Below are 14,497 nucleotides of genomic sequence, written 5' to 3'. Positions count from 1 at the left end.
AACACCCATGATACCGGCTTTCGACACGATTCACTAACATTTGAATCCTTTGACCTGCGATTCCAGTTCTCCCGCCATTCGAGAGACTTCTTTCGCGGCCGATTCCACCTGCCCTGCGGAATCGGAAGTTCCCTGGGTCAAAGAGACCGTTTCCAAATTGCTTTTTACAATTTCGTTCATTCCGTGGGCGGCATCTGAAATCGTTCGGGTCATTTCCGAGGTCGTCACTGCCTGTTCTTCCACCGCTCCGGCAATAGCCGTTGAAATTTCATTTATCTGACCGACGATTTTTCGAATCCCGCTGATCGAAGTCACCGTTCTTTCAGCTCCCGTCGTTGAAATCTCGTTGATCTGGTTGATGATCTTTCCAATCTCCCCGATCGCAGAAACGGCTCCAAGCGTGTCAGACTGGATGGCCTCGATTTTTTGACCGATCTCTTCGGTGGCCTTCGCAGTGGCCTTGGCCAGTTCCTTCACTTCATTCGCAACTACCGCGAACCCCTTGCCTGCTTCGCCAGCGCGAGCTGCTTCAATCGTTGCATTAAGCGCCAAAAGGTTCGTCTGCTTGGCAATGGACGTAATGACCTTAATTACTTCGCCGATTTCCGTACTGGAAGTGCCGAGCTTTGCAATGGCCTGATTCGTCGAATCGGCCACTTTGACCGCATTGGAAATGATGCGACTCGTTTCCGCAGTATTACCTGATATTTCAGCATTGGTTGTCTCCGCCAACTTGACTGCTTGATTGGTGATCGCCGTTTCTTCCTGAAGGTTTGATGAAATTCCCTTAATCGTCGCCGACATTTCCTCTGCGGCCGTCGCGACCGATTGAATGTTCTCATTGGCCTGCTTGCCGGCAGAATGAACAAAGTTCATCTTCTCGCTCGCCGCTCCGGAATGAGTCGTCAGCGTTCTGCTGAAAGTAAAAAGCTTCTCCGATTCCTTGTTCAATAAATGGGTGGCTCCGACAACTCCGGAAATCGTTCCCTGGAGTTTATTGGAAAAGGTATTAAAAAGATTCGCCAACTCTCCCATTTCATCATGGGAAGCGACCGGGATCCGCTTGGTCAGATCCGCTTCGCCCTGGGCGATATCTTTAAGACCGTCGAGCACTTTTCTGAGTGGGGTCATGATCAGACGCGTGATGAGAAAAGCCAATGCAAATCCCGAGACGATAATCCCCGCCGCAATCCAAAATATCCTGGTTTCAAATGCCCTTGAGGTTTTTTTCACCCTATCGATATTGGAGCTAAAATCCTTCTCTTTTGTTTCTATAAAACCGCCAATTATCTCTTTGAGCTGTTGGTTGCTACGTCCGAATGTTTCTCTCGCCTGTTCAAGCCCGGGCACAGGAGTCTTGGAAAGTAGAGAGCTCACCACAAGATTTCCAGAATCGGCATAGGACTTGAAAAGGACTTCTACTTCGTCCACAAATTGAATGTCTTTTTTTTCTATCTTCTTTAAATGGGAGAGGGTCGCTATAAAATCCTTTTCGCTTTCCTTTGCCCTCTCCAGCTTGGTATCACTTCCCAAGCTGATGGCATCCGAAAAAGCACGGCTGATTCTTGTCAGGGCATCATCCAGCTGTCTCCCGTCATTGTACGGGAGAAAGTCCTCTTCCTGAAGCTGGCTGACAATGATCGACATATGATCTGCTGCCAGCCAACTATTGACAGCGAGAACGAGAGAAAGAGCAAGAATTAGCCCGAAACTCGCAAGTATTTTAGTTCGTAGTTTCCATTTCTTCCATTGCCACATCGTCATTTCTCCTCGAATCTCTTCGAGACCTCTCAACCGTTTATTTGGATGTAAATATCACCTTGATTCCGGCCTTTCCCGAGATTTCATCCTTATATACATAACCAATCGCGCCAACATCCTGGGACACCGCATCCAAGACTTCTCCAGACGATTTCTTCTTTCCGGGAGAAACGCCTCCATCCTGGAATAATTTCTTGGTCCAGTAGCTGTCGTACGATTCGGCCGTTGTTTTGAGTATGGTGGTCAGAAAACCGGTTCGAACCGGCTTCTCCCCCTCTTGATCAAGCGGTTTGATTTTTACCGAACCCCAGAACGCTTTTTCTCCCAGATAAATGTCTTTTAACTCGGACAGGGTAATGGAAGACAGAGGGGCCTGTTCATTGACCACAACTGCAATTTCCCTTGCCTGAACCGCAAGAATCCCTCCGATGATCGTCACCATAAATACCAGAATTCCAATTCCGATTCTCATCTCTCTTCTCCTCATATTCATTCCAGTTTGGTTTAACCTCATGTCAAAACCTCCCTTAGAAACTGAAAGCCCATTGAAGCGTATACGATTTAACCGCCTCCATGCCTGCAATGTTTCTGGTCTGATATTCCCCCTTGAGTGAAGAATTTTGCGTCAGATCGTAACGAATGCCTCCCATATAGCTGACTGTAGAAGTCTGCTGAGAGAAATCGACCGTCAAAAATTCGGGATTATTGATGGCTTGATAAAAAGGATCGTTATCATCCACCCCTAGCTCCTCATATCGAACGTAAGGCATAATATCTTTTAATAGACGATAGCCGGCATGAATAAAATAGCCGTGACTGGAGTAAACCGGGTTAGGCTGAGTCAGTTTATCGGTATTGGTAATATAGTAATATTCACTCAAAAGTTCTATTTTGTCGCCAAAATAGACCACATGCGCTCCATAGATCGTCTGGGCGATTTCAGTCGTGGGAGTTAACGACCCGCCAGCGAATGGACCCGGTGTGTTAGCAATGGGCGCAAAATCGTTGATCGTGAGGACATCTCCGGAGACCCCCAATGCCAGACCTTCCAACTGAGACGGATGGAGCGTAATATTGGCTGATACCGACTTGTTGGAAGAATTATCTCCCCCGGCATTGGGCTGCAGCTGGGTATTGAATATTTTTGGCCCGTTGCCGACCATCAGTCCGTAATTGATTTTTCCAACCGGAGTACGGTATTTGCCATCAAACCAGATTCCGACAATGTGAATCGGCAGCAGTCCACCCCCATCTTCAAATGCCACGAGTTGAGGGCGATATATCGAAGTCTGAAGCTGAACCCCATGATGAAAAGCGGTATTCCAATACCCCAAAATATTATGGAAACGCCCCACCCGGACCTTGATATTGTCATTAAAGGCATAGCCGACCTGAAGCCTCTCCACATCGAGACCATAGCCATCTCCCCCGTGGTCGAACTCAAACGCAATTTCCGCCAAAAAATCCATCCGGTCATTGAGCTGTTCAGAAAGGTAGAGATCCACGGCGCCGAGCCCAAAACCGCAGGGACAGTTCTCAAGATTGGTCTCCCGATATTTCACATCCGAGAATCCCTTGAACTCAAAGGCTTTCGAAGGGAGTGAATCAACAAACATTAAAACAAGAAACAAAACAAGAATGGAAGACCTGCATGCAAAAGTTTTTCTTTTCATAACTTTCCTCCTTTATTGTTAAATAGATGCCTTTAAAATAACGACCCATTCATAAAATAACAAGATATTTCCATTTTGAGATTCCCTGACCAAAGAGATTTGATCAGGCACTCCCTTTTTCGATTCCTAACAAGTTAAGCTTCTCTTCGAGAATCTCTTTCGAAAAGGGCTTCATAATATATTCATCGGCCCCAGTGACAAGGGCCCTTGCGATTTTGGACTCTTCATTTTCGGTCGTCACCATCACAATAACCGGCTTCGGAAAAAATTCTCCCTTTCCTCGAATGGCTTCAAGAAGTTCAATGCCTGTCATGACCGGCATGTTCCAATCCGTCAACATCAGCCCGATATCCGGGTGAGACTCCAATTGACGAAGCGCATCCTGACCATTTTCTGCCTCAAGAACTTCGTGTCTCATTTCCACAAGCATTTTTTTCATGATCTTCCGGATCGGACCGGAGTCGTCAACAATCAGCGTCTTCATGGCCTTGTCAGCCCTTTACAAATTATTTAAACTCTAAACCTCTGGTTAGAGGTCATTTGCCTATTTGGAAAACAATCTGCTTTCTTATATTCTACCCGAATTCTAATTTTCCGCTTCGAATACAGATCCGCATGATGATACTAATCTTCGTGCTGGAATATTTTTTCGCAATTTAGGACCAATAAAAGCTGATCTTTCAACTTGTAAACACCGTCGACAACGGAAGATAACGTATCGTCCAGACTTCCAGGGGAAGGCTCAAACAGATCGGGAAGCACTTCAATCACATCTCCGATCCGATCGACCAGAAAACTTAACGGACCTTCCCCGGATTGAACCACGACGTTCATGCCTCCACCGGCGCCAGATCGGGATGAAAAACCGAGAATCGATCTCAAATCAAGAGCCATTACGATATGTCCTCGCAGATTAATGAGTCCCGCTATCCCTGGCGCAGCCAGAGGAACCGGGGTCATCTCCTGCATATTCAGGACTTCCTGAACCTTTAAGACCTCTATTCCAAAATAATGATTATCAATATAAAACGTTGTGTACTGCTGATTATTCTTATGCCGCCGATCGGAAATGCTGTTTCTCTGTTGTTCGCCGGTATAGGTACTTCTTGAGGCCGCTTGACCTCTGCGTTCTCCTGTTCTCTGTTTTTCCAATCCAACTCCTCTTTTGGGATGGTCAGGCATGAACCACTCTCCCGGCCAGGATTCGTTGCAAGGTAGCCAGAAGCGCTTCGCGGTCGTATTTGATGAGAAAATCGGAAAATCCCGATGTTCGACCCTTTTCAAAATCCGACTCAGAATTAAGCGCGCTTAACGCCACGATCGGAATATCTCTTAATTTCGGATTTCCAGTGACCCGGCCCGCCAGCTCAAAACCTGTCATTTCAGGCATTTCAATATCCGTAATAATCAAATCAATCTTGTTGGTTTCCATGAAATTGAGGGCCTCCACCGGATTCGCGGCCCAGGCAACACGGTATCCCCACATTTCAAGATGGGGCTTTACCATTCTTCTGAAGAAGAGAGAATCATCAACATGGAGAATGCTATATTCCATATTCTCCCTGTTTTTGAGGTGATCCTTGAACCACTCTGGATGTAACTTGTCCAAAATTTGGAAAACATCCAGCAGTTCTGTCGTTTTTCCGCCCACAACAACGGATCCGATTATTCCTGTCAAATCAGAGGTGGGAGGGTAAATCACCACCTCTTCCTCGATAATATCTAAAATTCCACCGACGACAAGACCAATGCTTCTCTTTTCCTCGGAGAAGACAATCACAGATAGTTTTTCAGAACTCTTGATCGAATTGACGCGGCCGAAACTCTGTTCCAGACGAACCAGATGAAGGAGCGTACCGCGGTATTGAATCACTTCTCCTCCTGCCATTTTCTCAACTCGGCTGAGATCAAATTCTTCAAGCCGGGTTACGACCGGCAGAGGCATCGCAAACCGGTCTTCCCCGTTAAACGTAAACGTCAGCAGGCTCTGTCTTTCCCTTTCGGGATCCAGATTTGATATCTCTTCCTTGCTCACAACCTCGGCCTGAGGAGAAGAATGTTGCTGCTTTATTCCTTCCTGGGAAATGCCCGCTGCATCGAGAATCAATGAGACCCTGCCGTTTCCCAGTATCGTTGCTCCGGCAAACACATGAAGACTTTTGAGATAGTTGCTCAAAGGCTTCACCACAATTTCCTGACTATCATTCACTTCGTCGACAATCAATCCAAAACGGCACTCCTCATTCCCCAAGACAACAATATTCGTCACATTTTCCGACAGCCCTGACCCGATTACAGAAAACTCTTTCTCCCCCTTGAGTTTAAAAAGCCGATCCAGCCTGACTAAAGAAAGGAGCGACCCGCGAAGTCTCAAAAATTCCCTGTTATGAATCATTTCAATTTTTTGTCCGACCGTTTCGTCGACCATCACGAGTTCAATGAGACTGGACTGGGGAATCGCGAAGGACTCCCCTTTCGATGTGATCATGAGCGCCGGAATGATCGCAAGCGTCAACGGAATGGTGATGCCAAGCGTCATCCCTTTTCCCGACTGACTCGAAATTTCAAGAGTTCCCCCAATTTTCTCAATATTGGTCTTGACCACATCCATTCCAACCCCTCGTCCCGAGACATTGGTCACTTTTTCGGCTGTGGATAAACCAGGCAGGAAGATCAAGTCCAGCGCTTCCCTTTCGGAGAGGCTGTCACCTTTTTCCTGGGTAATCAGGCCCTTTTCCACAGCCTTTTTCTTCACTTTCTCGACGTTTATGCCTCCTCCATCATCTCTAATTTCGACAATAATCTGTCCTCCGCCATGATAGGCCTTAAGATGCAGGGTGCCTTTGGCGGGTTTTCCTCTTTCCTTTCGAACTTCAGACGATTCAATTCCATGATCCACGGTATTTCTGACTATATGGGTCAGGGGATCCTTAATCGCTTCGAGAAGGGTTCGATCCAGTTCCGTATCGGCCCCTTCCATAACCAGGTCCACCTCTTTTCCCTGAGATTTGGCGAGATCGCGAACCACTCTTGGAAACTTATCCCAGACATTCTTAATGGGCTGCATCCTCGTTTTCATCACGGCATCCTGGAGCTCGGTCGTGACTAGATTGAGGCGCTGGGCTGAACCGGCATAAATGGTGTCATCCCGTTCCCGCACACGCTGTACCAGTTGGTTTCTGGCAAGAACCAGTTCTCCGACCAGATTCATCAATTTGTCCAGAATGTCGATATTCACCCTGATTGAACTCTCCACGACGGAGTGCCCTTTTTCTGAAGCAGGAGCGACCGGCTCTTCTCTCGGCAGGTCTGGCTTGAACTGGGGAACAGGAGGTGAAACAGCGACGGGCTCTCCTGCCCGGACTTCAGGCGAAGCTGAGACCGTTTTGTCAGCAACTTCCGCCGGAGAAACCGCGGTCGGAAGAGGCGTATTCCCGTTTAAAAGTGCATCGAGTTTCTGGCGAATAAAATCGTAATTCTTTTCCGGTTCCTTTCTTTTCTGTCCGATGTGACCCATTATCTCCTTGATATTGTCAACCGCTTCGAGAAGTACGGTAATGGATTCAGGCGTGACCGCCATTTTTCCATCTCTCATCTTCGAGAGGACATTTTCAGCACCGTGCGCGACATTTTCAAGTTTGGGAAGCCCCAGGAATCCACAGGTTCCTTTAATCGTATGAATTGTTCTGAAAATACTCCCGATCAGAGCGGTATTGGTCGTTTCCTTTTCCAAAACAACAAAATCCTGATCAAGCTTTCCCAGGCCTTCAGAACATTCCACTAGAAAATCGTTTAATATCTCGTCTTGTTCGTCCATTACGACACTCCTTGTCTATAGGGGCTAGCGTCGCCCCCTCCACCGGCATAGCCGGATGGAGCCTCCCCCTCTCGCTCGCTTTGCTCACTAAATTGTCCAGAATTTACTATTTCTTTTACTCCGACTTGGCCAATTCAGTTTTTAGCCGAATGATGGCCTGCGCATGGAGCTGACAGACCCGGGACTCTGTTACTTTCAAAATTTTTCCGATATCTTTCATATTGAGTTCTTCACGATAATAGAGAGAAATAACCCATTTTTCTTTTTCCGGCAGTAGCGCAATGGCCTTGACCAATTTCTGATTTGACTCCTGCGACAATAGTGAAAATAGCGGGTCTTCGGTTCCGTCGTTCGCAAGCGCCTCATAAAAGGATTTCTCGTCACTGTTTTCCAGACCCAGGTCATCCAGACTCAAAAGAGAAGAGGCGCGAGCTTGATAGAGAAAAAGATCCAGTTCTTTCTTTTCCATATTCAACTCAGCACCTAATTCTTCGGGTTCCGGTTCCCTTCCCAGACGTTTGCTCAATTCCTCGGTCGTTCTATTCAAAAGCGAGATCTTTTCCTGAATCGACCTGGGAATCCAGTTTTGAGAACGAATTTCGTCGAGCATCGCCCCCCGGATACGGAATTCGGCATAGGTCTTAAACCGGGCTTCTTTCGCGGAGTCGTATTTGTCCAACGCGTCCATTAAGCCAAGAATACCTGCGTGAATCAGATCATCTGTGTCCATGGACGGGGGGAGACGGAATGAATAACGATATGCCATATAACGGATAAGGGGAGCAAATTCGGCGAGAAGTTTTTCATCCAGAGTCCCCTGATGGCTGACGCCTCCCGCTGAATTCGAACTGCTCATGGTCCGTTCCTCATACCCCACCGGAAACCGGTTCAAACATTCTTCTCCAGAAGAGCTGGATATTCCCTTTTGGAATGGCATTTGCGGGCCAGTTCATAATCTGGGCAGCCAATCGATTAAATTCCTGGCTCGCACGGGCCAGGGGAAAGCAGGCCACCACGGCCTTCTGCTGCGACACCGACATTGGAATATAGTCATCCATAGAAATAAAACCGAGATAATCTACGGCGACCTCCAGAAACCGGTCCGACACAAGGCTTAATTTCTGAAATGCGTCTTTGGCATCATTCCCGTTTCGCGCCATATTCACCAAGACTTTAAAATTCTTTTCGCCATAATTTTGAGAAAGAACTTTAATGACGGCATAGGCGTCGGTTAGAGAGGTCGGCTCCGGAGTCAAAATCACAATGATTTCTTCGGCGATTGAGTTAAAATAGAGAACATTCGATGAAATTCCCGCCCCAGTATCAATCAGAAACACGTCGATGCTCGTCTCGAGACGGTCGAATTCCGAAAGAAGAATCAATTTCTGCTCAGGCGTCATGGCAGTCAGCTCTTCCACTCCCGAACCGGTTGGAAGGATCTTAATTCCCGCGGGTCCATCGCAAATGACGTCAGAAAGACTCTTTTCACCCAGAATGACATGCTCGAGCGTATAGCGAGGAGCCAGGCCGAGAAGCACGTCGATATTCCCAAGTCCGAGATCCGCATCCAGGATCAAAACCGACTTACCGAGACGCGAAAGCGCAATGGCCAGATTGGCTACAATATTGGTCTTTCCCACTCCTCCCTTACCACTCGTTACCGAGATGACTTTCGGGCGACGTTTCAAAACCAGTTCCGGGTCAATCATCCATGTCTCCTTTATTTTAAAATCAGTTCTGCAACTCTTTTCGGGGTCGCAGTTACAATGTCTTCGGGAATCCTCTGGCCCATGGTCAGATAAGAAATGGATTTTTTATTTTTTCTCATCATGGAGAGAAGATGTCCAAATCGCTTCGTCTCATCTGTTTTTGTAAAAATAAACTGATCAACAGGGACAGCCGAGAATCTACCGGACATTTCATCCAACTCTTCTTCCCGGGTATGCGCGGATAAAACCAGATGAGTCGCTAAAGGCGTTCCGCTTTTTTTCAAATTCCCCAATTCCGAAAGCCGGTTGAGACATCCATTCAAATTTCCTGGAGTATCAATAAAAATAAAGTCTCTCTTTCTTCTTCTGGCAATCATCCCCTTTAGTTCGCCCACCGACGATGCCGCATAAACCGGAACACCGATTACCTTTCCAAACGCATTGAGCTGATCGAGAGCGCCAATCCGGGACGTATCGAGCGTTACCATGACAGCGTTCTGATTCTTCATCACTTTTTGCGAAGCCAGTTTTGCAAGTGTCGTGGTTTTTCCGACTCCGGCCGGACCGACCAGGAGAGTCAGAGAAGGTTCTTCTTCCACGGTAGTTACGGATGAAATTTTCAGGACCATTCCTTTGATAACCTCTTCAAGATAGTTCTTATAAAAATTTTCCTTTTCACTTTCTGATGGAGAGATCTTTTCATCCATTAACCTAACGAGACCTATCGCCGTCTGATGATCGACTCCGCTATGCAAGAGACGGTCATATAGCCGGACACCATTTTGATGCAGATCATTCAGCTCCGTTCTAATTGGAGAATCTGTCGAAACCTTACTCAAATCCCGACATACGTCATAAAGCCTACCATAAAATTGGTTACTTTCAAGCCGGGGAGAGAGCTGCAGGGAGAGAATGGATTCTTTGATACTTCTGAGTTCTTCCCGGATTGAATAGATCTCCTCTCCCTTCTCGATCTTCGGAATCAGCTCCTGGAAGATCTGATCGAATTTCACCTGTTCAGAATTCGTTTTTTCAGGGACCGTTGATGTAAACTCAACTGCCGCGGTCACTTCAACCCTGTGTCGAACGGATGAGCCCTTTCCGGACTGGGCGACTTCTCTTGTTGAGAGAATAACGGCATCCGGGCCAAGTTCTTCGCGGATCGCACGAAGGGCCTCGGATATCTCGGCGGCTTCAAATTTCTTAATTTTCATTGGGGCTCGATGATATTTTCCATCGCCACGATTCTCACTTGAGGAGACACTTCTCCGGTTGAGAGCACGGGAACAGCCGGCATGGCTCTTTCCATTAATCTCTTAATGTGAGGCCTTGTGACAGGAGAACAGAGAAGAACAGGCTGTTCGTTCTTAATGGCCATCCGGTCTGCGGCCTGCTTAATCTTTCCAAGAATCTGCTGGACCCAGACCGGGTCGAGCGTCAGGAAAGAACCCTGATTTGATTGTTGAATTCCCGAGGCGATCTTGTGATCGAGCCGGGGATCAAGTCCGATCACATTCAAATTTCGATTGGCCGACTGGTATTGATGCGTAATGGTTCTGGAAAGAGCCTGTCTAACGAATTCCGTCAAATGATCGGCATCTTTCTGACCCGGAGCGTAATCCGCCAGAGTTTCGAGTATCGTCCGAAGATCTCTAATCGGCACTCGCTCTTTCAGAAGATTACCGAGAACACGGGTCACCGCGCCCACGGTCAAAAGGTGCGGAATCAGCTCCTCGACCAGTTTGGGAGAATGCTTGCCATATTGATCAAGCAGGTGTTGTACTTCCTGCCTTCCGAGAAGTTCATGAGCGTGAGAACGGATGATTTCCGTTAAATGGGTTGCAATCACCGAAGGCGGATCTACAACAGTGAAACCGGCAATTTGTGCCCGTTCCTTTTCCTGTTCAGTGACCCAGATTGCCGGCAGTCCGAAACAGGGCTCCTTGGTCGGTATACCCGGAATACCCCGTTCTCCCCCCGAAGGATTCATGGCCAGAAAATGTCCTGCCATCAATTCTCCTCCGGCCACTTCAATTCCTTTGATCAATATTTGATATTCATTCGGCTTCATCTGAAGATTGTCCCGGATATGTATGGGAGGAACGACAAATCCCAGTTCGGTCGCAAGTTGTTTCCGAAGTGCCGCAATTCGCTTCAGCAATTCCCCTCCCCGGGTTTCATCCACGAGAGAAATCAACGAATATCCAATATTCAATTCCATGAGGTCAAGCGGCGAATAACCCTCCCCTTTTTCATTTGTCACAGTCTCTATTTTTGTCTTTTCTGGCAATAAAGAGGCCTTTTTTTCCGCCTGTTTCGTTCTTTCGGCGATTAATCCTATACCGCCCATTCCTCCGGCAAGTGTGAGAAACGCAAGGTGGGGGAACCCTGGAATCATTCCCAGGACAAAAATAATCCCGGCCGCTGCATAGAGTGCCTGAGGATGAAGCAGGATCTGACGAGATACTTCTGAACCCAGGTTTGATTCTGAAGCGGCCCGGGTCATCACGATACCTGCCGCTGTTGAAATGATCAGTCCCGGGAACTGGGCGACCAGACCTTCGCCCACCGTCAGAAGGGTAAAATTCTGAGCAGCATCGGCAAGGGTCATACCCTTTTGAAAGATTCCGATGACCAGACCGCCGACAATATTCACGACAATAATCAAAATCGCAGCAATGGCATCTCCCCGGACAAATTTGCTGGCGCCATCCATGGCACCGTAGAAATCGGCCTCCGAGGAGATGGCACTCCTTCTTTTTCTGGCTTCCTTTTCGTCAATTAATCCGGCATTGAGATCGGCATCGATACTCATCTGCTTTCCTGGCATCGCATCAAGAATAAATCTCGCGGCCACTTCAGCAATCCGGCCTGCGCCTTTCGTAATCACCACAAAATTGATGACGATTAAAATGATAAAAACTATGATTCCCACCGTGTAGCTGCCACCGACGACAAAATCTCCGATGGCTTTTATGACTTGTCCCGCCGCGCCAGCCCCTTCTCCACCGTGAAGCAGAATTAAACGGGTTGCTGCGACATTGAGAGAGAGCCGGAAAAGGGTCACCACCAGAAGAATCGAAGGAAATACCGAAAATTCCATCGGACGTAGCGTATACATCGATACAAATATAATGACCAGGGCGAGGCCCAAATTAAACACAAGGAAGAGATCCAGAATGACCGGATGCAAAGGAATAATCATCAAAAGAAGGACTCCCACCACGCCGACACTTAATGCGATTCCGCCGCCCTTGATGGCTAAACCATCCGATTTGGATTGTATACTTACTGCGTCAGCCACGAGGATTCTCCATTATTTTTCTACCCGATATTATTCTCTTTCCGCGCAATTGATAAACATAGGCAAGAATTTCGGCAACCGCCTTGTAAAGGTTCGAGGGTATCGGGGATCCAATCTTGACCCCTTTGAAAAGGGTTCTGGCCAGAGATTTATTTTCCAACACGGGAATCTGATTTTTCCTGGCAATTTCCCGGATTGTTTCCGCAATCATTCCCGCCCCTTTGGCGACCACCATTGGGGCTCCCATCGTTTCAGACCGGTACATGAGGGCAACCGCAAGATGGGTTGGATTGGTTATGACGACATCCGCTTTCGGAACGTCAGACATCATTCTCCTTCGGGCATATGAACGTTGCAGGTTTCGGATTCGGGAACGAATCAGCGGATCCCCCTCCGTCTGTTTTGACTCCTCTTTGATCTCCTGCCGGGTCATTCTGATGGATCGTTCAAAATTCCAGAACTGAAAAAGGTAATCCATTGCGGCCAGAAAGACCATTGCGATCCCAACCCACAAAATGAGACGCGTCGCAAAGGTGACGGTCATGAGGAGAAGGCGCTGGGGATCGGAATCGACTGCTTCAATGATGGTCGAGATATCATTTTGAATCAAACGGTAGGATATCCATCCTATCAAAACAAGTTTGATCACCCCTTTGATCAGTTCGGCGGACGACTGAAACGAGACGATCCGTCTGAATCCCGCAATGGGACTCACTCTGGACCAATCTGGTGCGATGGGCGATTCAGACCAAATCAGGCCGGTTTGTCCTGTAATGGAGAGGACGCCAACCGTACCAAAAAAGAGCATGATCGGACCGATCGTTTTAAGGCTTTCCAGGACAGCTCCGTTCATTAACTGTTGAAATGATTCTGGCGACATGGGTGCGCTTAGAGAACCGCTCCAAATCAAGACCATCAACTCCTTCATCCGTGCAATGACGACCGGGCTCCCAAATATCAGAAAAATAACGGATGCTAACATGATTGCGGCCGTCGTTATTTCTCGGCTTTTTGGCCCCCTCCCCTTTTTCTTCGCTTCGTCGCGGCGTTTTTGACTCGCCTGCTCCGTACGTTCCTGTTGATCTTCAGACATCAGATCCCCCGAACTTCACGCAATAGGGTGATGAGAACGCCGTCTAAACCGGACATTTGATTTCGGACCAAAGTCACCAAAACGGACAGGGAAGCACCCAGGACGATCAAACCGAGGCCGATCGTCACCGCAAAACTGGTCATGAACACATTGATCTGTGGAACAAGGCGGGAAAGTAGCCCGAGAGCGCCATTGGCAAGTAGAAGTGTGATCGTCACCGGAACAGCAATCTTCATTCCGATGAGAAACATATTGCCGGTTATCGAGATCAGATGTTGAATGACAGCACCCGACATAACCGGACCTGAGAATGGGACAATCGAGAAACTGAGTACCAATGTCTGGATGAGAATATGATGCGCATTTATTCCGAAGAAGACCAGGAATGCAAGCATCAATTCGAATCTTCCAACGACCGAATCGGTCTGCCCGGAAAGGGGATTGTAGATATTAGCAATGCCAAATCCCATTTGAAGACCGCTCAATTCGGCACCGATCTCTACCGCTGTAAATATAGCGCGGGCACCATATCCAATGACCAATCCCATGAGAACCTCCCCCAGAAGACCGAGAGTGAGTGGGAGCATTTCGACCGGAGGCGTAGTGATATGGACCAGAGGAAGAAGTATCAACGAAATGGAAAAAGCCAGAAATATCTTGAAAGAATTCGGAATCATCGTGCCATCCAGAACTGGAATCGCCACCAGGAAAGCGGAGACTCTCGCTAATACAAATATAAAGAGAACTTCATTTCTAATGATATATTTTACAAATTCTTCCATCGCACCTTTTTTTAATGCATTGCAAGTGGAAAACTGGCGAGCATCTCCGTCGTGAATGAAATCAGGGTTGTTAACATCCAAGGCATGAAAACCACGAGTGCGATCGCCACAACCACAATCTTGGGGAAAAAGGTCAGTGTCGCTTCGTTAATCTGCGTCACCGCCTGCAACAGCGAAACCAGTAGGCCCACAACTAAACTCAGCACCAAAATCGGCGCTGAAAGGAGAAGGGTGATTTCGATGACGCGTTGACCAATGTCTATGACAAACTCCGGTGTCATAATATTTTTCCTTTTCGATAAGGATGTTCAAAAAGCTTCAGTTGCAAGGCCGCAGGAGTGAGGCAACCGGAGCGTAC

The 14,497-nt window shown here is 47.7% G+C and carries 13 protein-coding genes; all 13 read right to left on the bottom strand.

The window, feature by feature from the left end; translation table 11 throughout:
• Positions 1-33: 33 nt before the first annotated feature.
• Positions 34-1,758 (bottom strand): HAMP domain-containing protein, encoded by a 1,725-nt coding sequence (locus tag HY200_03705; protein ID MBI3594038.1) that lies wholly within the window; start codon positions 1,756-1,758, stop codon positions 34-36.
• Between the two features lie 40 nt (positions 1,759-1,798).
• Positions 1,799-2,233 (bottom strand): hypothetical protein, encoded by a 435-nt coding sequence (locus HY200_03700; protein MBI3594037.1) that lies wholly within the window; start codon positions 2,231-2,233, stop codon positions 1,799-1,801.
• A gap of 55 nt (positions 2,234-2,288) precedes the next feature.
• Positions 2,289-3,434, bottom strand: coding sequence for a hypothetical protein (locus HY200_03695; GenBank protein ID MBI3594036.1), 1,146 nt, complete (start codon positions 3,432-3,434; stop codon positions 2,289-2,291).
• A 103-nt stretch (positions 3,435-3,537) separates the two neighbouring features.
• Positions 3,538-3,918 carry a response regulator gene (locus HY200_03690; GenBank protein ID MBI3594035.1) on the bottom strand — a complete coding sequence of 127 codons (381 nt, stop codon included), beginning with the start codon at positions 3,916-3,918 and terminating at the stop codon, positions 3,538-3,540.
• 140 nt (positions 3,919-4,058) lie between these two features.
• Complete coding sequence (locus tag HY200_03685) at positions 4,059-4,616, bottom strand: chemotaxis protein CheW (GenBank protein ID MBI3594034.1); 558 nt, start codon at positions 4,614-4,616, stop codon at positions 4,059-4,061.
• Positions 4,609-7,251, bottom strand: coding sequence for a chemotaxis protein CheW (locus tag HY200_03680; protein ID MBI3594033.1), 2,643 nt, complete (start codon positions 7,249-7,251; stop codon positions 4,609-4,611). Before HY200_03680 ends, HY200_03685 begins: the two co-directional genes overlap by 8 nt.
• A gap of 115 nt (positions 7,252-7,366) precedes the next feature.
• Complete coding sequence (locus HY200_03675; GenBank protein MBI3594032.1) at positions 7,367-8,107, bottom strand: FliA/WhiG family RNA polymerase sigma factor; 741 nt, start codon at positions 8,105-8,107, stop codon at positions 7,367-7,369.
• Between the two features lie 10 nt (positions 8,108-8,117).
• Positions 8,118-8,960 (bottom strand): MinD/ParA family protein, encoded by an 843-nt coding sequence (locus HY200_03670; protein MBI3594031.1) that lies wholly within the window; start codon positions 8,958-8,960, stop codon positions 8,118-8,120.
• 11 nt (positions 8,961-8,971) lie between these two features.
• Positions 8,972-10,174, bottom strand: coding sequence for a flagellar biosynthesis protein FlhF (flhF, locus tag HY200_03665; GenBank protein ID MBI3594030.1), 1,203 nt, complete (start codon positions 10,172-10,174; stop codon positions 8,972-8,974).
• Entirely contained in the window at positions 10,171-12,246 is a 2,076-nt protein-coding gene (gene flhA / locus HY200_03660) for a flagellar biosynthesis protein FlhA (GenBank protein MBI3594029.1), read from the bottom strand. The genes flhF and flhA overlap by 4 nt, the downstream gene beginning before the upstream one ends.
• A gap of 10 nt (positions 12,247-12,256) precedes the next feature.
• Positions 12,257-13,357, bottom strand: coding sequence for a flagellar biosynthesis protein FlhB (gene flhB, locus HY200_03655; protein ID MBI3594028.1), 1,101 nt, complete (start codon positions 13,355-13,357; stop codon positions 12,257-12,259).
• The gene (gene fliR, locus HY200_03650) at positions 13,357-14,139 is read right to left on the bottom strand and encodes a flagellar biosynthetic protein FliR (protein ID MBI3594027.1); all 783 of its coding nucleotides are present in this window, start codon (positions 14,137-14,139) and stop codon (positions 13,357-13,359) included. The genes flhB and fliR overlap by 1 nt, the downstream gene beginning before the upstream one ends.
• Before the next feature lie 11 nt (positions 14,140-14,150).
• Positions 14,151-14,420 carry a flagellar biosynthesis protein FliQ gene (gene fliQ / locus HY200_03645; protein MBI3594026.1) on the bottom strand — a complete coding sequence of 90 codons (270 nt, stop codon included), beginning with the start codon at positions 14,418-14,420 and terminating at the stop codon, positions 14,151-14,153.
• Between the last annotated feature and the right edge of the window lie 77 nt (positions 14,421-14,497).

The sequence above is a fragment of the Nitrospirota bacterium genome, from assembly GCA_016194305.1.
In the GTDB taxonomy this organism is placed as follows: domain Bacteria; phylum Nitrospirota; class Nitrospiria; order JACQBW01; family JACQBW01; genus JACQBW01.
The sequence above is the reverse complement of the archived record's forward strand: the minus strand, read 5'-3'. Positions and strand labels throughout refer to the sequence as shown.

Excerpts from the sequence above, each read along its gene's own strand:
- HY200_03705 (MBI3594038.1), bottom strand. The coding sequence starts at position 1,758 with ATGTGGCAATGGAAGAAATGGAAACTACGAACTAAAATACTTGCGAGT.
- HY200_03700 (MBI3594037.1), bottom strand. The coding sequence starts at position 2,233 with ATGAGAATCGGAATTGGAATTCTGGTATTTATGGTGACGATCATCGGA.
- HY200_03695 (MBI3594036.1), bottom strand. The coding sequence starts at position 3,434 with ATGAAAAGAAAAACTTTTGCATGCAGGTCTTCCATTCTTGTTTTGTTT.
- HY200_03690 (MBI3594035.1), bottom strand. The coding sequence starts at position 3,918 with ATGAAGACGCTGATTGTTGACGACTCCGGTCCGATCCGGAAGATCATG.
- HY200_03685 (MBI3594034.1), bottom strand. The coding sequence starts at position 4,616 with ATGCCTGACCATCCCAAAAGAGGAGTTGGATTGGAAAAACAGAGAACA.
- HY200_03680 (MBI3594033.1), bottom strand. The coding sequence starts at position 7,251 with ATGGACGAACAAGACGAGATATTAAACGATTTTCTAGTGGAATGTTCT.
- HY200_03675 (MBI3594032.1), bottom strand. The coding sequence starts at position 8,107 with ATGAGCAGTTCGAATTCAGCGGGAGGCGTCAGCCATCAGGGGACTCTG.
- HY200_03670 (MBI3594031.1), bottom strand. The coding sequence starts at position 8,960 with ATGATTGACCCGGAACTGGTTTTGAAACGTCGCCCGAAAGTCATCTCG.
- flhF (MBI3594030.1), bottom strand. The coding sequence starts at position 10,174 with ATGAAAATTAAGAAATTTGAAGCCGCCGAGATATCCGAGGCCCTTCGT.
- flhB (MBI3594028.1), bottom strand. The coding sequence starts at position 13,357 with ATGTCTGAAGATCAACAGGAACGTACGGAGCAGGCGAGTCAAAAACGC.
- fliR (MBI3594027.1), bottom strand. The coding sequence starts at position 14,139 with ATGGAAGAATTTGTAAAATATATCATTAGAAATGAAGTTCTCTTTATA.
- fliQ (MBI3594026.1), bottom strand. The coding sequence starts at position 14,420 with ATGACACCGGAGTTTGTCATAGACATTGGTCAACGCGTCATCGAAATC.